Genomic DNA, 20,087 nt, shown 5'->3' with positions numbered 1-20,087 from the left:
CATGCTGCTCTGGGCGAAGCGAATCGGCTGGGGGCTGGGCCTGCTGCTGGTGCTGCTCGCGGCGGGGTTCCTGTCGCTGGTGCGGATCACCGTGCAGCCCGCCACGCCGGCGCTTCCCCAGCAGGCGGCGCTCGATCCCCAGGCCGCACCGCCCGGCATCGGCGATCCGGTGCCGCTGATCATCCCCGTCGAGGGCGTCGCCGCCCGTCAGCTCAGCGATACCTGGGGGCAGAGCAGAGGCAATGGCACGCGCGAGCATCACGCGATCGACATCATGGCGGCCCGTGGAACGCCGGTGCTCGCCGCGGCATCGGGGACAGTCGAGAAGGTCTTCGAAAGCGTGAATGGCGGGCACACGCTGTATGTCCGCACCCGGGACGGCGTCACGATCCACTATTACGCCCATCTCGACAGCTATCTGGTCGCGGAGAAGGCAGTGGTGCGGCAGGGCGAGCCGATCGCCACGGTCGGCAATACCGGCAGCGCCTCGGGTGGCGCCCCGCATCTGCATTTCGAGATCAAGCTGATGCAGCCGGGCGAGGGCTGGTGGCAGGGGCAGAACATCAACCCCTATCCGCTGCTGCGGGATATCGACCGATAGTCCGTCATTCCGGTGGAAGCCGGGATCTCGCACCGCAAAGGGACAGCGTGCGGCACGAGACCCCGGCTTCCACCGGGTGACGAAGGAGTTGCGGTGAAGGCCGTGCGCGGCTAAAGGCGCCGGCTCAGCTCTTTCTCAGTTCCATAGGTCTCGACCATGAAGATCAGCGGCGTGGACATCCGTCCCGGCAACATCATCGAATATGAAAACGGCATCTGGCGTGCCGTGAAGATCCAGCACACGCAGCCCGGCAAGGGCGGTGCGTACATGCAGGTCGAGCTCAAGAACCTGCGCGACGGCCGCAAGAACAACGTCCGTTTCCGCTCGGCGGAGACGGTCGAGCGCGTGCGCCTCGACACCAAGGACTTCCAGTTCCTGTTCGCCGAGGGTGACGTGCTCACCTTCATGGACAAGGAAACCTACGACCAGACCACGCTGCCGCGCGACCTGCTCGGCGACGCGGCTGCCTTCCTGCAGGACGGCATGGACGTGGTGATGGAGCTCTATGACGAAGAGCCGATCAGCGTGCAGCTGCCCGACACGATCGAAGCGACGATCATCGAGGCCGATGCGGTGGTGAAGGGCCAGACGGCCTCGTCGTCGTACAAGCCGGCCGTGCTCGACAATGGCGTGCGCATCCTGGTGCCGCCGCACATCGCCTCGGGCACCCGCATCGTCGTCGACGTGTACGAGCAGACCTACGTCCGCCGCGCGGACTAAAAGCCCTCTCCCTTTGGGAGAGGGTTGGGTGAGGGCGGTATCGGACTGCCCTCGACCCTCACCCTCCCATCGCTGACGCGATGGGCCCCTCCCTCTCCCAATGGGAGAGGGGTTTTGGAGCATTTGACTTGGTTTCGCATTCCGGCCTCATCACCGTCATGGAGCGCGCCTGCCGCAAGGCCGGCCCGCGCCTGCGTCGCGACTTCAACGAGGTCTCGCACCTCCAGGTCAGCCGCAAGGGGCCGGCGGACTTTGTCAGCCTGGCCGACAAGCGCGCCGAGGACACGCTGATCGAGGAGCTCCAGAAGGCGCGTCCGGACTGGGGCTTCCTGGTCGAGGAGCGCGGCGAGATCGCCGGCGATCCGGACAAGCCGCGCTGGATCATCGATCCGCTCGACGGCACCAGCAACTTCCTCCACGGCATCCCGCATTTCTGCATCTCGATCGCAGTCGAGGATCCGCGCGGCGCCCAGGGCAAGCCCGAGGTGACGCACGCCTATATCTACCAGCCGCTGACCGACGAGAGCTTCTGGTCGGAAAAAGGCCGCGGCGCCTGGCTGCAGGACCAGCGCCTGCGGGTCTCGGCGCGCCGGCACCTCGACGAGGCGCTGATCGCGACGGGCATCCCGTTCCTCGGCCATGGCAATTTCGCCGAGTGGAGCCGCATCTTCGGCGCCGTCGCGCCTGAAGTCGCCGGCATCCGCCGCCTCGGCTCGGCTGCGCTCGACCTCGCCTGGGTCGCCGCGGGCCGCTTCGACGGCTTCTGGGAAAGCGATCTCAAGCCTTGGGACGTCGCTGCCGGCATGCTGCTGGTCAAGGAAGCGGGCGGCTTCGTGACCGACTATCGCGGCCAGGACTTGGCGCGCGAGCGCAACCAGTATCTCGCGGCCAACGACGTGCTGCACTCCAAGCTGCACAAGCTCGTCGCGAACTCGCTGCGGTGATCGCCGCGGCGCTGATCGGGCTTCTCGCCCAGGACGCGCCGCCCGCCGCCTTCCTCACCATCCCCGCCGAATACCGCCTGATCGAGGGCGTGGCCTCGGATGGCGAGACAATCTGGGTGAGCAGTGTGCTCGACCGGAGCATCGTCGCGCACCGGAATGGGCGGTTTACTGCACACAAGCTCCCCAACGGAGATGGCGCGCCGCTCGGCATCGCCTGGGATCCGCGCCGCAAATGGCTCTGGATCGCCGCCAATTGCCCTGCCGACCTCAGGATTCCCGACTGCAGCGGTGCCGCGCTGCTTGCGATGGACCGCAAGGGCCGGTTGCGTGCCCGGCTCGCACCCAAGGGAGCCTTCACACCGGGCGATGTCTCGGTGTGGCAGGACCGGGTCTTCGTCAGCGACAGCAAGAACGGCGCGGTCTATCGCTGCGAGGGCAAGTGTGCCGCGCTCACGCCGGTGATTGCGCCGCGCGAGAAGGGGAGTGCGCAGGGCAGTGCGGTCTATGACCAGGGCCGGAAGCTGCTCGTCGCCGACTATGGACTCGGGCTGATCAGCGTCGACCTGGCCAGCGGCGCCGAGACGCCGGTCCTGCTTGCCGACGGCAACAGGCTGCGCGGAGTCGATGGTCTCGTCGCGGACGGCGACTCCTTCCTGGGCGTGCGCAATGCCACTGTGCCGGGCAAGGTCTGGCGATTCCGGATCGTGGACGGGAAGATCGTCGAGCCGGAGGTTGCGGCGCAGGGCGGGGCGATCGTCGATCCCACCCAGATCGCCCGTGTCGGCAAGCGGATCCTGATCGTCGGCGACTCCCAATGGAGCGTCCATCTGCCTGACAAGGCGGGACGTATTTCCGGCGCGCAGCGGCCTACGCCCGTCGTGGCGATCCCGGCGCGGTAAACGCCAAATTATTGCGAATGATTCTCAAGGGTTTCCGCCCTTGCCGCACTCCTTTCATCGTCCTAAAGCCCCCGTCAGATTCCGCATCCGCGAGAAGAGAAGGCCATTGGTCGACCTGTCACAATATCTGCCGATCCTGTTGTTCCTCGGGGTCGCCCTCGCGCTTTCCAGCGCCTTCGTGTTCCTGCCCATGCTGGTCAGCCGGCTGACGGGTTCGCACAAGCCGACGGAAGCCAAGCTCAGCGAATATGAGTGCGGCTTCCCCGCGTTCGAGGATTCGCGCAGCCAGTTCGACGTGCGTTTCTACCTCGTCGCCATCCTGTTCATCGTCTTCGATCTCGAAGCGGCGTTCCTGTATCCCTGGGCCGTCTCGGTGTTCAAGATGGGCACCGTCGCCGCCAGCTGGACCGCCTGGATCTCGATGATGGTCTTTATCGGCGAGCTCTTGCTCGGCCTTGTTTACGCCTGGAAGAAGGGAGCGCTCGAATGGGAGTAGAACTCACCCAGTCGTCGCCCTTGCCGGGCAGCGGCCTGATCGGTGCGCCGCCGCCGGGAACCCTGCCCGACGTCGGCTTCCTGAACGACATCAATGCCGAGATCGGCGACAAGGGCTTCCTGGTCACCTCGACCGAGGAGCTGTTCCAGTGGGCCCGCACCGGTTCGCTGTGGTGGATGACCTTCGGCCTGGCCTGCTGCGCGGTCGAGATGATCCACGTCAACATGCCGCGCTACGACATGGAGCGCTTCGGCGCCGCGCCGCGCGCATCGCCGCGCCAGTCGGACGTGATGATCGTCGCCGGCACGCTGTGCAACAAGATGGCCCCGGCACTCCGCAAGGTCTATGACCAGATGTCGGAGCCGAAATACGTCATCTCGATGGGCAGCTGCGCCAATGGCGGCGGCTATTACCATTACAGCTACAGTGTCGTGCGCGGCTGCGACCGGATCGTGCCGGTGGACATCTATGTCCCAGGCTGCCCGCCGACCGCCGAGGCGCTGCTCTACGGCGTGATGCAGCTCCAGCGTAAGATCCGCCGCGTCGGGACGATCGAGCGATGAGCGCGGTGAAGACCTCTGCTCCGCGTTTCGCCTCGAACGAGGGCGTGATCGACGCGGCCAAGGCCGCGCTCGGCGATATCCTGCTCTTCTCGGAAGACAGCGTCGGCGAAGTGAACCTGGTGCTCGACCGCGCCCGCGTCGTCGAGGGGCTCACGCGCCTACGTGACACGCCGGGCCTCGAGTACCAGCAGCTCATGGAGATCGCCGGCGTCGACTATCTCGACCGCGAGGAGCGGTTCGAAGTGGTCTATTGCCTGCTCAGCCTGACGCGGAACCACCGCATCAAGGTGAAGGTGACCACCGACGAGGAAAAGCCCGTCCCCAGCGTCACCGGCGTCTGGCCGGTCGCGGGCTGGCTCGAGCGCGAAGTGTACGACATGTACGGCGTGCTCTTCGCGGGCAACACCGACCTGCGCCGCATCCTGACGGACTATGGTTTTGTCGGCCATCCGCAGCGCAAGGACTTCCCGCTGACGGGCTATGTCGAGCTGCGCTACTCGGAAGAGGCGAAGCGCGTTGTCTATGAGCCGGTCAGCCTGGCCCAGGACTTCCGCAACTTCGATTTCATGAGCCCGTGGGAAGGCGCCAAGTACGTGCTGCCGGGCGACGAGAAGGCGGCGGCGCCTGCACCGGCTCCAGCCCCGGCGCCCGCACCGGCTCCGGCCCCCGCGCCGCAGCCCGAGGCAAAGGGCGCGCCGACTCCGCTGACTGCGGACGAGACGCTGAAGCCCGCACCGGCGGCCAAGCCGGCCATGGCGAAGGTGACCAAGCCCAAGACCAGCGACAGCACCGCCGATACCGGCGCCGGCAAGTCGGGTCCCGAAGCCGGCCCGGCGCCTGCCGATCCGGATGTGGTCAAGAAACCCCGCAAGCCGCGCGCCAAGAAGGCGCCGGAGGGTGAAGCGTAATGGCTGAATATCTCGACGAGATCGAAGGCGTCATCGACGGCGGCAAGCCGGAAAAGGGTGACACCGAGATCGCGAACTACACGATCAACTTCGGCCCGCAGCACCCGGCGGCGCACGGCGTGCTGCGCCTGGTGACCGAGCTGGACGGCGAGATCATCGAGCGTATCGATCCGCACGTCGGCCTGCTCCACCGCGGCACCGAGAAGCTGATCGAGTACAAGACCTACACCCAGGCGCTGCCGTATTTCGACCGGCTCGACTATTGCTCGCCGCTGGGCATGGAATACAGCTATGTGCTGGCGGTCGAGAAGCTGCTCGACCTCGAGGTTCCGCTGCGCGGCCAGTATCTGCGCGTGTTCTTCGCCGAGCTGACCCGCATCTGCAATCACATGCTGAACCTCGGTTCGCACGTGATGGACGTCGGCGCGATGACGCCGAACCTGTGGATGTTCGAGATCCGCGAAGACTGCATGAACTTCCTGGAGCGTGCCTCCGGTGCGCGCATGCACTCGAACTGGTTCCGCGTCGGCGGCGTCCGCCAGGACGTGCCGCTCAAGCTGCTGACCGACATCGCCGAATGGCTCGACACGCGCCTGCCGCGCCTGTTCGGCGACGCGATCAGCCTGGTCGCCGAGAACCGCATCTTCCTGCAGCGCAACGTCGACATCGCGGTGGTGAGCCGCGAGGACGCCGTGGCCTGGGGCTTCTCGGGCCCGATGATCCGTGGCGCGGGCATCCCCTGGGACATCCGCAAGTCGCAGCCCTATGACGTGTACGACCGGGTCGAGTTCGACATCCCGGTCGGCACCCGCGGCGACTGCTATGACCGGTTCATGGTCCGCGTCGAGGAAGTCTACCAGTCCGCGCGCATCATGAAGCAGTGCCTCCAGCAGATGCCGGAGGGCCCGGTGCTCACCCTCGATCGCAAGGTCGCGCCGCCCCGCCGCGGCGAGATGAAGCAGTCGATGGAAGCGCTGATCCACCACTTCAAGCTGTTCAGCGAAGGCTATCACGTCCCCGCGGGCGACGTGTATGTCGCGACGGAGAGCCCGAAAGGCGAGTTCGGCGTCTATCTGGTCTCGGACGGCAGCAACAAACCGTATCGCTGCAAGATCCGCCCGACTGCGTTCAGCCACCTCCAGGCGATGGACTTCATGTCGCGCGGGCACATGCTCGCCGACATCACCGCCATCCTGGGTGCGCTCGACATCGTGTTCGGGGAGTGCGACCGGTGAGCGCCGACCGCATCGCCATCGCGCACGAGATGATCGCGCACTACAATGCGCAGGATGCCGATGCCTATGTCACGCTGATGACCGACGGTGCCTGCGAGGCGGGCTATCGTGGGGCGGTACTGCGTGAAGGTAAGGAAGGCGTCCGCTCGGGCCTGAAGGCGATGTTCGCCGAGTTCCCGCAGAACCGCGCCGAGATCCTGAGCAGCTACAAGCTGGGCGACACCGTGGTGCTCCACGAGAAGGTCGCGCGCTCGCCGGAGAGCGAGCCGTTCGAGGTTATGTCCATCTATTCTTTCGCCGACGACCTGGTCGATCGCGTGGAGTTCATTCGTTAATGGCTGACGCACCCCAACTCCCTGATGAAGCGGAGACCCGCGCGCGCTGGGGCAATTTTGCCTGGACGCCGGAGAACGCCGTCAAGGCACAGGAAATCATGGGCCGCTACCCGGCGGGCCGGCAGCTCTCGTGCAGCATCCCCTATCTCGACCTGGCCCAGCGCCAGGTGGGTGCGGAGACCAACACGCAGGGCTGGCTGCCGATTCCGGTGATCGAGTTCGTCGCGCGCGAGCTCGGCGTGCCCTACATCCGCATCTTCGAGGTCGCGACCTTCTACACCATGTTCAACCTGGTGCCGGTCGGCCGCTATCACGTGCAGGTCTGCGGCACGACGCCGTGCATGCTGCGCGGCTCGGACGACGTGATGGCCGCCTGCAAGGCGCGCGGCATGAAGAAGGGCCACACCACCGAGGACGGCCTGTTCACGCTCACCGAAGTCGAGTGCATGGGCAATTGCTCGTCGGCGCCGATGGTGCAGATCAACGACGATAATTTCGAGGATCTGGACTATGACCGGACGCTCGTGATCCTCGACGCGCTGGCCCGGGGCGAGAGCCCCAAGACCGGCACGCAGGAGCCTGGCCGCCACACCGTGGAACCGCTCGGCGAGCCGACCAACCTGGCGGCGATGGAAACCGAGAACCACGATTATCGGGGTGAGTGGTGATGAAGCCCGAGACCAAGAACCTCATCTTCGTCATCCTCGCGATCGTCGGCGGGATCGTCGTGCTCGGCTGGGCGCTCAAGCTCGCCTTCAAGCTGATCGGCATCGTAATCGTGCTCGGGCTCGCAGTGCTCGCGTACATCTTCATTCAGAACATGGTGGGGAAGGGCCGCTAATGCTCGCGGATAAGGACCGCATCTTCACCAATGTCTACGGCTTCCAGCCGTGGAACCTGCCGGCTGCCCAGAAGCGCGGCGATTGGGACAAGACCAAGGATCTGCTGGCGCTCGGCAACGACGTCATCATCGACAAGATCAAGGCGTCGGGCCTGCGCGGCCGCGGCGGCGCCGGCTTCCCGACCGGCATGAAGTGGAGCTTCATGCCCAAGGAACCGCGCCCGGATCGGCCGAACTTCCTGGTGATCAACGCCGACGAGTCCGAGCCGGGCTCGTGCAAGGATCGCGAGATCATCCGCCACGATCCGCACAAGCTGATCGAAGGTGCGCTGGTCGCGGGCTTCGCGATGCGTGCGCGTGCGGCATATATCTACATCCGCGGCGAATATATCCGCGAGGCCGAGACGCTCTTCGCGGCCGTGAAGGAGGCGTATGACGCCGGCCTGCTCGGCAAGAACGCGTGCAAGTCGGGCTACGACTTCGACGTGTTCGTCCATCGCGGCGCGGGCGCGTACATCTGCGGCGAAGAGACCGCGATGCTCGAGAGCCTCGAGGGCAAGAAGGGCCAGCCTCGCCTGAAGCCGCCGTTCCCGGCGGGCGCGGGTCTCTATGGCTGCCCGACCACCGTGAACAACGTCGAATCGATCGCGGTCGTCCCGACGATCCTGCGTCGCGGTCCGGAATGGTTCTCGAGCTTCGGCAACGAGAACAACAAGGGCACCAAGCTCTTCCAGATCTCGGGCCATGTGAACAAGCCGTGCGTGGTCGAAGAGGCCATGTCGATCCCGTTCCGCGAGCTGATCGAGAAGCATTGCGGTGGAATCCGCGGCGGGTGGGACAACCTCCTCGCGGTGATTCCGGGCGGCTCGTCGGTGCCGCTGGTGCCGGCGGCGCAGATCATGGACTGCCCGATGGACTTTGACGGGCTGCGCGCGCTCGGCTCGGGCCTGGGCACCGCGGCGATCATCGTCATGGACAAGTCGACCGACGTGGTCCGCGCGATCAGCCGCCTGTCGTACTTCTACAAGCATGAGAGCTGCGGCCAGTGCACGCCGTGCCGCGAAGGCACCGGCTGGATGTGGCGCGTGATGGAGCGTCTGCGCACCGGCGACGCCGACATCAGCGAGATCGACACGCTGCAGCAGGTCACCAAGCAGGTGGAAGGCCACACGATCTGTGCGCTCGGCGATGCCGCCGCGTGGCCGATCCAGGGCCTGATCCGCCACTTCCGCCCCGAGCTCGAGCGGCGGATCAACGAACGCCAGGCCGGCAACGGCATGCAAGAGGCCGCAGAGTAATGCCCAAGCTTACCGTCGATGGAATTGAAGTGGAGGTGCCGGCAGGCGCCACCGTGCTTCAGGCCTGCGAAGCCGCCGGCAAGGAAATCCCGCGCTTCTGCTATCATGAGCGCCTGTCGATCGCCGGCAATTGCCGCATGTGCCTCGTCGAGGTGAAGCCGGGGCCGCCCAAGCCCCAGGCTTCGTGCGCGCTGCCCGCCGCCGACAACCAGGAGATCCGCACGGACTCGCCGATGGTGAAGGCCGCACGCGAAGGCGTGATGGAGTTCCTGCTGATCAACCACCCGCTCGACTGCCCGATCTGCGATCAGGGCGGCGAGTGCGACCTGCAGGACCAGTCGATCGCCTATGGTCGCGGCCACTCGCGCTACACCGAGAACAAGCGCGCGGTGACCGAGAAGTACATGGGTCCGATCATCAAGACGATCATGACCCGCTGCATCCAGTGCACCCGCTGCGTCCGCTTCGGCGAGGAAGTGGCCGGCGTGGAGGATATCGGCGCGATCTATCGCGGCGAGAACATGCAGATCACTACCTATCTGGAAAAGGCGTTCAAGAGCGAGCTTTCGGGCAACGCCGTCGACCTTTGCCCGGTGGGCGCGTTGACCCACAAGCCGGTCGCCTTCGAGTATCGCTCGTGGGAGCTGAAGAAGAATCTGTCGATCGACGTGATGGACGCGGTCGGCACCAATATCCGCCTCGACAGCCGCGGCCGCCAGGTGATGCGCGTGCTTCCGCGGATCAACGAAGACGTGAATGAGGAGTGGGCGCACGACAAGACCCGCTATCATGTTGACGCGCTGGTCCGTCGCCGTCTCGACAAGCCCTATGTCCGCAAGGACGGCAAGCTGGTCGAAGCGAGCTGGGATGAAGCGTTTGACGCGATTGCGGGCGCTGCCAAGGCCGCCGGCTCGAGCGTCGCGGCGATTGCCGGCGACCTGGTCGATTGCGAGACGATGTACGCCGCCAAGGCGCTGGTGAAGGCGCTCGGCTCGGACCTGCTCGAAGGCCGCCAGACTGGACTCGCCTATGACGTGTCGAACCTCGGTTCGGTGGCGTTCAACACCACCATCGCCGGCGTCGAGGATGCCGATGCGATCCTGCTCGTCGGCTCGAATCTGCGTTTCGAAGCGCCGCTGATCAACACCCGCGTGCGCAAGGCGATCAAGAAGGGCGCCAAGGTCTTCGCGATCGGGCCCGAGACCGACCTGACCTACAAGGTCGAGTGGTTGGGCAACGACCTGTCGATCCTCGGCAAGCTGCCGGATCGTGCGGCCGAGGCGCTCGACGCGGCGAAGAAGCCGGTGCTGATCGTCGGCCCGGGGGCGCTGAAGGACGGGCAGGGCGCCACGCTCGCCATGGCCGAGGCTTTCCAGCGCGACGGGTGGAACGGTTTCAACGTCGTCCACACTGCCGCGGCGCGCATGGGCGGACTGATGCTCGGCTATGCCCAGAAGGGCGGCATCGCCGACATCGTCGCCGCTGCGCCGAAGCTCACCTTCTTCCTCGGCGCCGACGAAGTGAACTTCGAGAGCTTCAAGGACAGCTTCAAGGTCTATGTCGGCCACCATGGCGACAACGGCGCGCACCATGCGGACGTGATCCTGCCGGGCGCGACCTATGCCGAGAAGCCGGGCACCTATGTGAACCTGGAAGGCCGCGTGCAGCGCGCTGACCGCGCGGTGTTCGCTCCCGGCGACGCCCGTGAGGACTGGACGATCCTGCGCGCGCTCTCCGATCGCCTCGGTCACACTCTGCCGTTCGACAATTTCGAGCAGCTGCGTGCCGAGATGGCGAACGAAGTGCCGGCGCTCGGCCGTGAAGGCATGGCCGGCTACGAGTTCTCGCCGCCCAAGCTGGCCGCCAAGGCCAGCGGCGCGCTCGGCTATCCGATCGCCGACTTCTATCTCACCAACGCCATCTGCCGTGCGTCGCCGACGATGCAGCGCTGCTCGGCCGAGCTGATCCACGGCGAAGACTTCGCAGAGGCCGCAGAATGACCCCGTTTTTCCAATGGCTCGGCCTGCCCTTCGAATGGGCATGGTTCGTGGCCACGATCGCCGGCATCCTGCTGATCTCCCTGCCGCTGATGCTGGCGGTGGCGATGATCATCTATGTCGACCGCAAGATCTGGGCGGCGATGGCGCTGCGTCGCGGCCCGAACGTGGTCGGTCCGCTCGGTCTGCTCCAGTCGTTCGCGGACGGCCTCAAGGTCTTCCTGCAGGAAACCATCATCCCGTCGGGCGCCAACAAGACGCTGTTCCTGCTCGCGCCGATCATCACCTTCACGGTGGCGCTGATTGTGTGGGCGGTGGTGCCGTTCCAGGCGAACGTCGCGCTGTCGCACATCAATGTCGGCCTGCTCTACGTGCTCGCCGCGTCGTCGCTCGGCGTCTATGGTATCATCCTGGCGGGCTGGGCCTCGAACTCGAAATACCCGTTCTACTCGGCGATCCGCGCTGCGGCGCAGATGGTGAGCTATGAAGTCTCGATCGGCTTCGTGCTGATCTCGGTCGTGCTGTGGGCCGGCACCTTCAACCTGGGCGATATCGTCGAGGCGCAGAAGGGCTCGGCGATCTTCGGCTGGGTGAACGGCTATTTCGCCAACCCGCTGCTCTTCCCGATGGCGATCGTGTTCTTCATCTCGTCGCTGGCCGAGACGCAGCGTGCGCCGTTCGACCTCACCGAGGCCGAGAGCGAGCTCGTCGCGGGCTATCAGACCGAATATTCGTCGATGGCCTTCGCGCTCTACTGGCTGGGCGAGTATGCCAATGTCATCCTGATGTGCGCGCTGAACGCGACGCTGTTCTGGGGCGGCTACCTGCCGCCGATCGACTGGGCGCCGCTCTATTACGTGCCGGGCATCATCTGGCTGCTCGCCAAGATGTGCTTCTTCTTCTTCTGCTTCAGCTGGGTGAAGGCCACGGTGCCCAGGTACCGCTACGACCAGCTGATGCGCCTGGGCTGGAAGATCTTCCTGCCGCTGTCGCTTCTCTTCGTCTTCCTCGTTTCCGGGTACCTCATGCTGGCCCGGGTTGGAGTGCCCGCATGAGCACCGTCGCCCATTTCATCAAGACCTGGACCCTCTGGGAGTTCGTGAAGGCGCACGCCTTGACCTTGAAGTATTTCTTCAAGCCCAAGGCGACGATCAACTATCCCTATGAGAAGAACCCGATCTCGCCCCGCTTCCGCGGCGAGCATGCGCTGCGCCGTTATCCGAACGGCGAAGAGCGCTGCATCGCGTGCAAGCTGTGCGAGGCGGTGTGTCCGGCGCTGGCGATCACCATCGAGGCCGAACCGCGCGAGGACGGTAGCCGCCGCACCACGCGCTACGACATCGACATGACCAAGTGCATCTATTGCGGGCTTTGCCAGGAGGCTTGCCCCGTGGATGCCATCGTCGAAGGCCCGAACTTCGAGTTCGCCACCGAGACCCGTGAGGAGCTGATCTACCAGAAGGAGAAGCTGCTCGCGAACGGTGACCGCTGGGAGCGCGCGATCGCCGCGAACCTTGCCGCCGATGCACCGTACCGTTAAGCGCACGCCAATCTACAGGGGCCATCCGATTCCGTGATCCAGCTTCTCGCCTTTTACCTGTTTGCGGCAGTGGTGTGCGTCTCCGGCGCCTTCACCATACTGTCCCGCAACCCGGTCCATTCCGTCCTGTGGCTCATCCTGGCGTTCTTCAACGCCGCGGGTCTGATGGTGCTCGCCAATGCCGAGTTCATCGCGATGCTGCTCGTCATCGTCTATGTCGGCGCCGTCGCCGTGCTGTTCCTGTTCGTAGTCATGATGCTCAACATCGACTTCGCAGAGCTGCGCGCGGGCGTGATGAAGTACGCCGCGGTGGGCTTCGCGCTTGCTGTTGCGCTGGTCGCCGAGATCCTGATCGCGGTTGGCGCCTATAGCGCCGGCACGCTGCAGCTCGGCCGCCGCATCGCGCCGATCGACGCCAAGGTGAACAACATCGAGGCGATCGGCCAGCTTCTCTATTCCCGCTACCTGTTCGTGTTCGAGGGCGCCGGCCTGGTGCTGCTCGTCGCGATGATCGGCGCGATCGTGCTGACGCTGCGTCCGCGCACCGACGTCAAGCCGCAGAAGATCAGCCGGCAGGTCCAACGCCGCGCCAAGGACGCGACCCGCAACGTGAACCATCCCGTGGGGCAGGGGGTCGAGCTGTGATCACCCTTACGCACTATCTCGTCGTCAGCGCGATCCTGTTCACGCTCGGCGTGCTGGGCATCTTCATGAACCGCAAGAACCTCATCGTCATCCTGATGGCGATCGAGTTGATCCTGCTGTCCGTGAACCTGAACCTCGTTGCGTTCTCGAACGCGCTGCATGACCTGGTCGGCCAGGTGTTCGCGATGTTCGTGCTCACCGTTGCTGCTGGCGAAGCGGCGATCGGTCTCGCAATCCTCGTAATCTACTTCCGCGGCCGCGGCACGATCTCGGTCGAAGACGTCAATCGGATGAAGGGATGATGCGCGTGCCCAATTCCGTCATCCCGGCGAAAGCCGGGATCTCGTGCGGCTCCTGTCCCGCGCTCTCGCCTGAGACCCCGGCTTTCGCCGGGGTGACGAGGTTCATCTGATGTCGCCGATCTATTTCATCGTATTCCTGCCGCTGATCGCGGCAGCCGTTGCCGGCCTTTCCAACAAGGCGTTCGGCAGCACCTTCCCGAAGCTCGTCACCACGGTTTCGCTGTTCGCGGCGTGCGCCCTGTCGTGGCCGATCTTCCTCCAGTATCTCGGCGGCCATGCCGAGCCGACGATCTCGCCGGTGTTCACCTGGATGCTGAGCGGCTCGATGCAGGTCGACTGGGCGCTGCGTGTCGACAGCCTGACCGCGGTGATGCTCGTGGTGGTGACCAGCGTCTCCTTCCTCGTGCACCTCTATAGCTGGGGCTATATGTCGGAGGAGCCGGATCAGCCGCGCTTCTTCGCCTATCTCTCGCTGTTCACCTTCGCGATGCTGATGCTTGTGACGGCCAACAACCTCGTCCAGATGTTCTTCGGCTGGGAAGGCGTGGGCCTCGCGTCGTACCTGCTGATCGGCTTCTGGTTCCGCAAGCCTTCGGCCAACGCCGCCGCGATCAAGGCCTTCGTGGTGAACCGCGTCGGTGACCTGGGCTTCATGCTCGGCATCTTCGGCACCTTCCTGGTGTTCGGCACGATCGACATCCCGACGATCCTCGCCGCTGCGCCGAACATGCACGGCTCGACCATCGGCTTCCTCGGCGCCCGCTTCGACACGATGACGGTGCTCTGCCTGCTGCTGTTCGTCGGCGCGATGGGCAAGTCGGCGCAGCTCGGCCTGCACACCTGGCTTCCCGACGCGATGGAAGGCCCGACCCCGGTGTCGGCGCTGATCCACGCCGCGACCATGGTGACCGCCGGCGTGTTCATGGTCTGCCGCATGTCGCCGATGTTCGAGCAGAGCGCCGTCGCGCTCGGCGTGGTGACCTTTGTCGGCGCCGCGACCTGCTTCTTCGCCGCGACCGTCGGCACGACGCAGACCGACATCAAGCGCGTGATCGCCTATTCGACCTGCTCGCAGCTCGGCTACATGTTCTTCGCCGCCGGCGTCGGCGCCTATGGCGCGGCGATGTTCCACCTGTTCACGCACGCCTTCTTCAAGGCGCTGCTGTTCCTGGGGGCCGGCTCGGTGATCCACGCGATGCACCACGAGCAGGACATGCGCTACTATGGCGGCCTGTGGAAGAAGATCCCGGTCACCTACTGGACGATGATGTTCGGCACGCTCGCCATCACCGGCGTGGGCATCCCCGGCATCTTCGGCAACACCGCCTTCGGCTTCGCCGGCTTCCACTCGAAGGACGCGATCATCGAGGCGAGCTATGCCGCTGGCCAGACCAGCGCCTTCTGGGTCGGCGTGTTCGTCGCGCTGCTCACCAGCTTCTACAGCTGGCGCCTGGTGTTCCTGACCTTCCACGGCAAGCCGCGCTGGGCGGGCTCGGAGCACATCCAGCATGCGGTCCACGATCACCATGGCCACGGCCATGACGATCATGCGCACGGTCAAGAAGCTGCTGAGGACGAAGGTGCCGGCCACACGCCGACCGCCGACGAGATCCTGCACGATCACGGCCATGAGGGCACGGCGGGCTATCACCCGCACGAGAGCCCGATCGTGATGCTGATCCCGCTGATCGTCCTCACGCTGGGCGCGATCTTCGCCGGCTTCGTCTTCCACGGCTTCTTCATCGAGCCGAGCGCTGGCGAGACCTATTGGCACGGCGCCGTCGCCTTCAACGAGCATCTGATGCACGCGATGCACGAGGTGCCGGTGTGGGTGAAGCTCAGCGCGACGATCGCGATGCTGAGCGGCCTGGCCATTGCGTATGGCGCGTACATCGTGTCGCCGAGCTTCCCCGCGAAGTTCGCCGAGGCGTTCCGCCCGCTGTACCTCTTCTCGCTCAACAAGTGGTATTTCGACGAGCTCTACAACTTCCTGTTCGTGCGCCCCGCCTTCGCGATCGGCCGCCTGTTCTGGAAGCAGGGTGACGAAGCCACGATCGACCGGTTCGGCCCGAATGGTGTCGCCAAGGTCGTCCAGCTCGGCGGTGGGGTCACTGCCAAGCTGCAATCCGGATATGTCTACGCCTATGCCTTCATCATGCTGATCGGCCTCACTGCCGCGCTGACCTGGGTGATCGCGCGATGAGCGGCTTCCCGATCCTCACCGTCATGCTGGCGGTGCCCGCGATTGCCGCGGTCGCCTGCCTGTTCCTCAACGCGCAGGGCGCGCGCTGGCTCGCGCTCGCCGCCACCTTCGTCGATCTGGCGCTCGGCATCCTGCTCTGGGCGAACTTCCAGACCGGCGACGGCGCTGCCCAATGGCAGTTCGTCGAGCATGTCCGCCTGTTCGGCATCGGCGGCGCCGAGTTCGCCTGGGCGCTGGGCATCGACGGTTTCGCGCTGCTGCTGATCGCCCTGTCGGTCTTCCTGATGCCGATCTGCATCGGGGCGAGCTGGCTCTCGATCGAGAAGCGCGTGCCGGAATACATGGCTGCGTTCCTCGCCACCGAAGTGCTGATGATCGGCACCTTCGCCGCGCAGGACCTGATGCTGTTCTACGTCTTCTTCGAAGGCGGACTGATCCCGATGTTCCTGATCATCGGCATCTGGGGCGGCGCCAACCGCATCTACGCGTCGTACAAGTTCTTCCTGTACACGCTGCTCGGCTCGCTGCTGATGCTGATCGCGATCATCTACATGATCCTGACCACCGGCACGACCTCGATCCCGGTGCTGATGCAGCACGACTTCCCGGCGCATGTGCAGACATGGCTGTGGCTGGCCTTCTTCGCCTCGTTCGCGGTGAAGATGCCGATGTGGCCGGTCCACACCTGGCTTCCCGACGCGCACGTGCAGGCGCCGACCGCCGGTTCGGTCATCCTGGCGGGCGTGCTGCTGAAGCTGGGCGGCTATGGCTTCCTGCGCTTCTCGCTGCCGATGTTCCCGGAAGCCTCGGCTCAGTTCATCTGGCTCGTGTTCCTGCTCTCGGCCGTAGCGGTGGTCTACACCTCGCTCGTCGCCCTGGTGCAGAGCGACATGAAGAAGCTGATCGCCTATTCGTCGGTCGCCCACATGGCGATCGTGACCTTCGGCCTGTTCGCGCTCAATGCGCAGGGCATCGAGGGCGCGATGATGGTGATGCTCGGCCACGGCGTGGTCTCGGGCGCGCTCTTCCTCTGCGTCGGCGTGATCTATGATCGCCTGCACACCCGCGAGATCGACCGCTACGGCGGCCTTGCGATCAACATGCCGCGCTATGCCGTGCTGTTCCTGCTGTTCACCATGGCCTCTGTCGGCCTGCCGGGCACCAGCAACTTCATCGGCGAGTTCCTGAGCCTTGCCGGCCTGTACCAGGTCTCGACGCTCTACGCGCTGCTCGGCACCACCGGCATCATCCTGGGCGCGGCATACATGCTGTACCTCTACCGTCGCGTCGCCTTTGGCGACCTGACCAAGGACGATGTGAAGGCGATGCCGGATCTCGACCTGCGCGAGTTCGCCATGCTCGGCGCGCTGGCTGCGGTTACCCTCTGGATGGGCGTCTATCCGGAGAGCTTCATGAAGCCGATGCGCGGCGACGTGGAGAAGCTGGTCGCCCGCCTCGAGCGTGCCGCGCCTGCCGGTGACTCGGCCCCGACCGTCGGCAAGCCTGCGCCTGCCGCCCATCACGAAGCTGCCCCTGCTGCGCACGGGGAGGCGCACTGATGAACTATTCGCTGCAATTGATGATGGCGCTGCCCGAGCTGGTGCTCGCTGTGGGCGCCATCCTCCTCATGCTCGTCGCCGCTTGGGGCGGTGCCCAATCGACCAGGCTGGTAAGCTGGACTGCAATCGCCGTGCTGATCGGCGCTGGCATCTCGCTCGCCGGCCCCGCTTCGGCGGGTGGCGAGGCCTTTGGCGGGCTCTATCGCCCTGACATGTTCGCCGCCTTCGCCAAGGCGCTGATCTTCCTCGCTGCCGGCGTCTCGATCCTGATCGCGCCGCGCTTCTTTGCGGAAACCTCGGGCGACGACCTGCGGCCTGAATATCCGGTGCTGATCCTGCTCTCGGCAGCCGGCATGGGTATGATGGTCTCGGCGGGCGACCTGATGAGCCTCTATGTCGGCCTCGAGCTGCAGAGCCTCTCGGCCTACATCCTCGCCAGCTTCATGCGTCGCGACACGCGCTCGGCCGAAGCGGGCCTGAAGTATTTCGTCCTCGGCGCGCTGGCCTCGGGCATCCTGCTCTACGGCATCTCGCTGGTCTACGGCTTCTCGGGCACCACGCTCTTCTCGGGCATCGCCGACGCCTATGCCTCTGGCGAGCAGAAGACCGGGCTGCTGTTCGGCCTGGTGTTCGTCTTCTCGGGTCTTGCCTTCAAGATGTCGGCCGTGCCGTTCCACATGTGGACGCCCGACGTGTACGAAGGCGCGCCGACCCCGGTGACGGCGTTCTTCGCCTCGGCCCCGAAGGTCGCCGCGATCGCGCTCGCGACCCGCGTCGCCATCGATGCGATGGGCCCGGCGATCGCCGACTGGCGCCAGATCGTGATCTTCGCCTCGCTGGCTTCGATCATCTTCGGCTCGGTTGCGGCGATCCGTCAGGACAACATCAAGCGCCTGCTTGCCTACTCCTCGATCGCCAATGTCGGCTTCGCGCTGGTCGGCCTGGCCGCAGGCGGCGAAGCGGGCGTGTCGAGCGTGCTCTACTATGTCGCGATCTACGTCGTGATGACGCTGGGCAGCTTCCTGGTCGTGCTGCAGATGCGCGATGCGGAGGGCCGCCCGGTCGAGACGATCGCGAGCCTGGCCGGCATGTCGCGTACCCGCCCGGGGCTCGCGGTGGCGATGGCGATCTTCATGTTCAGCCTCGCCGGCATCCCGCCGCTGCTCGGCTTCTTCTCGAAGTTGCAGGTGTTCCTGGCGGCGGTCCATGCGGGCCTGTTCGTCTTCGCCGCAGTGGCTGCGGCCGCCTCGACGATTGGTGCCTACTACTACCTCAAGATCGTCAAGGTGATGTACTTCGACGAGCCGGCGCCTGCCTTTGGTGGCCGCACGGATCCCGTCGAGGGCCTGTTGCTGGTGATCTCCGCGGTGGTGATCTCGCCGCTGGGCTGGCCGCTGCTGGGCTTCCTCGAAGTCTGGACCGGCGCAGCCGCGAAGGCGCTGTTCTGACCGCGACCGTTCGGACCGTCGCCGAGACGGGATCGACCAATGCCGACATGGCCGAGCTCGCCCGGAACGGGGCGGGCGAGGGTCTGTGGCTGAGAGCCGAGCGGCAGACCGCGGGCAAGGGCCGACAGGGCCGTGCCTGGCAGTCGCCGCTCGGCAATCTCTATGTCTCGACGCTGGTGCGGACGCGCCAGGGTGAACCATCGCCAGCGACGCTCGCGCTCGTGGCTGCAGTGGCGCTTGAAGAGACTGTCTCGACCTTCCTTTTCCCCGGCGAAGGCCGGGGCCCAGTCTCAGCATTCCAGACTGCAAGTCTGGGCCCCGGCCTTCGCCGGGGAGAACCCATGCTGAAATGGCCGAACGATGTTCTCATCGACGGTGCGAAGCTCTCAGGTATCCTGCTCGAGCGGGTAGGGGATGCCGTCATCCTCGGCTTTGGCGTCAATCTGGCCCATCACCCCGAAGACCTGGATCGCAAGGCGACGAGCCTAGCGACCCACGGCGTCACGCCCGATCCGCAGCTTTTCGCCGAGACGCTTGCCGAGAGCTTTGCCCGCTGGGTGTCGCGCTGGCGGGACGGGATCGCGCCGGTGCGCGAGCGCTGGCTTGTCCGGGCTCACCCGATCGGCACTGCGCTCACCGCTCGCCTGGCCGATGGGAGCAGCATCGACGGGTTGTTCGGCGGGCTCGACAGCGAAGGTGCGCTCATCCTGCGCTTGGCCGACGGCACCAGCCGTGTCATTCACGCCGCAGACGTGTTCCTGCTCTGAGAGGCCCGGAAATGCTGCTCGCCATCGATGCCGGCAACACCAATGTCGTCTTCGCCCTGCTGGAGGGGCAGGAAGTCCGCGCGCGCTGGCGGATCGCCACCGATCCCCGGCGCACTGCGGACGAATATGCGGTGTGGCTGAGCCAGCTGCTCAACCTTGAAGGCTATGACCGCGCCGATGTGACCGGCGTGATCATCGGCACGGTGGTGCCGCGGGCGCTGCACAACCTGCAGGTGCTCGCCAGCAAGTATTTCAAGACCGAGGCGGTGATCGCCGGGCAGGGCAAGGCCGAATGGGGCTTCCCGCTCGACGTCGAGGAGCCGCAGGGGCTTGGCGCCGACCGGGCGCTGAACATGATCGCCGGCCATTTCCGGCATCCGGGCGACCTGATCATCATCGATTTCGGCACCGCCACCACCTTCGAGGTGGTCGACTATCGCGGCGCCTACAAGGGCGGGATCATCGCACCGGGCATCAACCTCTCCCTCGACGCGCTGGTGACTGCCGCCGCCAAGCTGCCACGCATAGCGATCACTGCGCCGGCCACGACCAGCGTGGTGGGCCGCAACACCGTCGACCAGATGCATATCGGCATCTATTGGGGCTATGTCGCGATGATCGAGGGGCTGGTCGCTCGGATGAAGGCGGAGATCGGCCGTCCGGTCAAAGTCATCGCCACCGGCGGCCTGGCCGTGCTTTTCGAGAAGCGCACCCCCATATTCGACGTGATCGAACCCGATCTGACCATTCAAGGGTTGGCGATGCTGTGGGAACGCAGCCGTTGAC

General features: G+C 65.5%; 22 protein-coding genes. All 22 read left to right on the top strand.

Annotation, left to right across the window (positions count from 1 at the left end; all coding sequences use genetic code 11):
* Nucleotide 1: 1 nt before the first annotated feature.
* Complete coding sequence (locus tag J2W22_RS16310) at nt 2-601, top strand: M23 family metallopeptidase (protein WP_307119288.1); 600 nt, start codon at nt 2-4, stop codon at nt 599-601.
* 156 nt (nt 602-757) lie between these two features.
* On the top strand, nt 758-1,321 hold the full coding sequence (gene efp / locus J2W22_RS16305; protein WP_307119287.1) for an elongation factor P: 564 nt from the start codon (nt 758-760) through the stop codon (nt 1,319-1,321).
* Between the two features lie 128 nt (nt 1,322-1,449).
* A complete protein-coding gene (locus J2W22_RS16300; RefSeq protein ID WP_307119286.1) occupies nt 1,450-2,265 on the top strand; it encodes an inositol monophosphatase family protein in 816 nt (271 codons plus the stop codon).
* Nucleotides 2,262-3,164 carry a hypothetical protein gene (locus tag J2W22_RS16295; RefSeq protein WP_307119285.1) on the top strand — a complete coding sequence of 301 codons (903 nt, stop codon included), beginning with the start codon at nt 2,262-2,264 and terminating at the stop codon, nt 3,162-3,164. Before J2W22_RS16300 ends, J2W22_RS16295 begins: the two co-directional genes overlap by 4 nt.
* 106 nt (nt 3,165-3,270) lie before the next feature.
* Complete coding sequence (gene ndhC / locus J2W22_RS16290) at nt 3,271-3,660, top strand: NADH-quinone oxidoreductase subunit A (protein WP_307119284.1); 390 nt, start codon at nt 3,271-3,273, stop codon at nt 3,658-3,660.
* The gene (locus tag J2W22_RS16285) at nt 3,651-4,223 is read left to right on the top strand and encodes a NuoB/complex I 20 kDa subunit family protein (RefSeq protein ID WP_183995643.1); all 573 of its coding nucleotides are present in this window, start codon (nt 3,651-3,653) and stop codon (nt 4,221-4,223) included. The genes ndhC and J2W22_RS16285 overlap by 10 nt, the downstream gene beginning before the upstream one ends.
* Before the next feature lie 5 nt (nt 4,224-4,228).
* Entirely contained in the window at nt 4,229-5,131 is a 903-nt protein-coding gene (locus J2W22_RS16280; protein WP_307119602.1) for an NADH-quinone oxidoreductase subunit C, read from the top strand.
* Complete coding sequence (locus J2W22_RS16275; RefSeq protein ID WP_307119283.1) at nt 5,131-6,366, top strand: NADH-quinone oxidoreductase subunit D; 1,236 nt, start codon at nt 5,131-5,133, stop codon at nt 6,364-6,366. The genes J2W22_RS16280 and J2W22_RS16275 overlap by 1 nt, the downstream gene beginning before the upstream one ends.
* Nucleotides 6,363-6,701, top strand: a complete 339-nt coding sequence (locus J2W22_RS16270) for a nuclear transport factor 2 family protein (protein WP_307119282.1) — start codon at nt 6,363-6,365, stop codon at nt 6,699-6,701. Before J2W22_RS16275 ends, J2W22_RS16270 begins: the two co-directional genes overlap by 4 nt.
* Entirely contained in the window at nt 6,701-7,369 is a 669-nt protein-coding gene (locus J2W22_RS16265; RefSeq protein WP_307119281.1) for a complex I 24 kDa subunit family protein, read from the top strand. Before J2W22_RS16270 ends, J2W22_RS16265 begins: the two co-directional genes overlap by 1 nt.
* Nucleotides 7,369-7,542: a hypothetical protein gene (locus tag J2W22_RS16260; protein WP_307119280.1), complete on the top strand. Its 174-nt coding sequence runs from the start codon at nt 7,369-7,371 to the stop codon at nt 7,540-7,542. The genes J2W22_RS16265 and J2W22_RS16260 overlap by 1 nt, the downstream gene beginning before the upstream one ends.
* Nucleotides 7,542-8,840, top strand: coding sequence for an NADH-quinone oxidoreductase subunit NuoF (nuoF, locus tag J2W22_RS16255; RefSeq protein WP_307119279.1), 1,299 nt, complete (start codon nt 7,542-7,544; stop codon nt 8,838-8,840). The genes J2W22_RS16260 and nuoF overlap by 1 nt, the downstream gene beginning before the upstream one ends.
* Nucleotides 8,840-10,840 carry an NADH-quinone oxidoreductase subunit NuoG gene (gene nuoG, locus J2W22_RS16250; RefSeq protein ID WP_307119278.1) on the top strand — a complete coding sequence of 667 codons (2,001 nt, stop codon included), beginning with the start codon at nt 8,840-8,842 and terminating at the stop codon, nt 10,838-10,840. The genes nuoF and nuoG overlap by 1 nt, the downstream gene beginning before the upstream one ends.
* Nucleotides 10,837-11,892: an NADH-quinone oxidoreductase subunit NuoH gene (gene nuoH / locus J2W22_RS16245; RefSeq protein ID WP_307119277.1), complete on the top strand. Its 1,056-nt coding sequence runs from the start codon at nt 10,837-10,839 to the stop codon at nt 11,890-11,892. The genes nuoG and nuoH overlap by 4 nt, the downstream gene beginning before the upstream one ends.
* Nucleotides 11,889-12,377 (top strand): NADH-quinone oxidoreductase subunit NuoI, encoded by a 489-nt coding sequence (gene nuoI / locus J2W22_RS16240; protein WP_307119276.1) that lies wholly within the window; start codon nt 11,889-11,891, stop codon nt 12,375-12,377. The genes nuoH and nuoI overlap by 4 nt, the downstream gene beginning before the upstream one ends.
* Before the next feature lie 33 nt (nt 12,378-12,410).
* Nucleotides 12,411-13,022 (top strand): NADH-quinone oxidoreductase subunit J, encoded by a 612-nt coding sequence (locus J2W22_RS16235; RefSeq protein ID WP_307119275.1) that lies wholly within the window; start codon nt 12,411-12,413, stop codon nt 13,020-13,022.
* A complete protein-coding gene (gene nuoK, locus J2W22_RS16230; RefSeq protein ID WP_307119274.1) occupies nt 13,019-13,324 on the top strand; it encodes an NADH-quinone oxidoreductase subunit NuoK in 306 nt (101 codons plus the stop codon). Before J2W22_RS16235 ends, nuoK begins: the two co-directional genes overlap by 4 nt.
* Nucleotides 13,325-13,433: 109 nt before the next feature.
* Entirely contained in the window at nt 13,434-15,527 is a 2,094-nt protein-coding gene (gene nuoL, locus J2W22_RS16225; RefSeq protein WP_307119273.1) for an NADH-quinone oxidoreductase subunit L, read from the top strand.
* Nucleotides 15,524-17,086: an NADH-quinone oxidoreductase subunit M gene (locus J2W22_RS16220; RefSeq protein ID WP_307119272.1), complete on the top strand. Its 1,563-nt coding sequence runs from the start codon at nt 15,524-15,526 to the stop codon at nt 17,084-17,086. Before nuoL ends, J2W22_RS16220 begins: the two co-directional genes overlap by 4 nt.
* A complete protein-coding gene (nuoN, locus tag J2W22_RS16215) occupies nt 17,086-18,534 on the top strand; it encodes an NADH-quinone oxidoreductase subunit NuoN (RefSeq protein ID WP_307119271.1) in 1,449 nt (482 codons plus the stop codon). The genes J2W22_RS16220 and nuoN overlap by 1 nt, the downstream gene beginning before the upstream one ends.
* A gap of 47 nt (nt 18,535-18,581) precedes the next feature.
* The gene (locus J2W22_RS16210) at nt 18,582-19,301 is read left to right on the top strand and encodes a biotin--[acetyl-CoA-carboxylase] ligase (RefSeq protein ID WP_307119270.1); all 720 of its coding nucleotides are present in this window, start codon (nt 18,582-18,584) and stop codon (nt 19,299-19,301) included.
* An 11-nt stretch (nt 19,302-19,312) separates the two neighbouring features.
* Nucleotides 19,313-20,086 (top strand): type III pantothenate kinase, encoded by a 774-nt coding sequence (locus J2W22_RS16205; RefSeq protein ID WP_307119269.1) that lies wholly within the window; start codon nt 19,313-19,315, stop codon nt 20,084-20,086.
* The last annotated feature ends 1 nt before the right edge of the window (nt 20,087 follow it).

This window comes from Sphingomonas kyeonggiensis (genome assembly GCF_030812785.1).
GTDB lineage: Bacteria > Pseudomonadota > Alphaproteobacteria > Sphingomonadales > Sphingomonadaceae > Sphingomonas > Sphingomonas kyeonggiensis_B.
This window is presented reverse-complemented; position numbering and strand designations above follow the sequence as displayed.

Excerpts from the sequence above, each read along its gene's own strand:
- J2W22_RS16310 (WP_307119288.1), top strand. The coding sequence starts at position 2 with ATGCTGCTCTGGGCGAAGCGAATCGGCTGGGGGCTGGGCCTGCTGCTG.
- efp (WP_307119287.1), top strand. The coding sequence starts at position 758 with ATGAAGATCAGCGGCGTGGACATCCGTCCCGGCAACATCATCGAATAT.
- J2W22_RS16285 (WP_183995643.1), top strand. The coding sequence starts at position 3,651 with ATGGGAGTAGAACTCACCCAGTCGTCGCCCTTGCCGGGCAGCGGCCTG.
- J2W22_RS16275 (WP_307119283.1), top strand. The coding sequence starts at position 5,131 with ATGGCTGAATATCTCGACGAGATCGAAGGCGTCATCGACGGCGGCAAG.
- J2W22_RS16265 (WP_307119281.1), top strand. The coding sequence starts at position 6,701 with ATGGCTGACGCACCCCAACTCCCTGATGAAGCGGAGACCCGCGCGCGC.
- J2W22_RS16260 (WP_307119280.1), top strand. The coding sequence starts at position 7,369 with ATGAAGCCCGAGACCAAGAACCTCATCTTCGTCATCCTCGCGATCGTC.
- nuoF (WP_307119279.1), top strand. The coding sequence starts at position 7,542 with ATGCTCGCGGATAAGGACCGCATCTTCACCAATGTCTACGGCTTCCAG.
- nuoG (WP_307119278.1), top strand. The coding sequence starts at position 8,840 with ATGCCCAAGCTTACCGTCGATGGAATTGAAGTGGAGGTGCCGGCAGGC.
- nuoH (WP_307119277.1), top strand. The coding sequence starts at position 10,837 with ATGACCCCGTTTTTCCAATGGCTCGGCCTGCCCTTCGAATGGGCATGG.
- nuoI (WP_307119276.1), top strand. The coding sequence starts at position 11,889 with ATGAGCACCGTCGCCCATTTCATCAAGACCTGGACCCTCTGGGAGTTC.
- nuoL (WP_307119273.1), top strand. The coding sequence starts at position 13,434 with ATGTCGCCGATCTATTTCATCGTATTCCTGCCGCTGATCGCGGCAGCC.
- J2W22_RS16220 (WP_307119272.1), top strand. The coding sequence starts at position 15,524 with ATGAGCGGCTTCCCGATCCTCACCGTCATGCTGGCGGTGCCCGCGATT.
- nuoN (WP_307119271.1), top strand. The coding sequence starts at position 17,086 with ATGAACTATTCGCTGCAATTGATGATGGCGCTGCCCGAGCTGGTGCTC.
- J2W22_RS16210 (WP_307119270.1), top strand. The coding sequence starts at position 18,582 with ATGGCCGAGCTCGCCCGGAACGGGGCGGGCGAGGGTCTGTGGCTGAGA.
- J2W22_RS16205 (WP_307119269.1), top strand. The coding sequence starts at position 19,313 with ATGCTGCTCGCCATCGATGCCGGCAACACCAATGTCGTCTTCGCCCTG.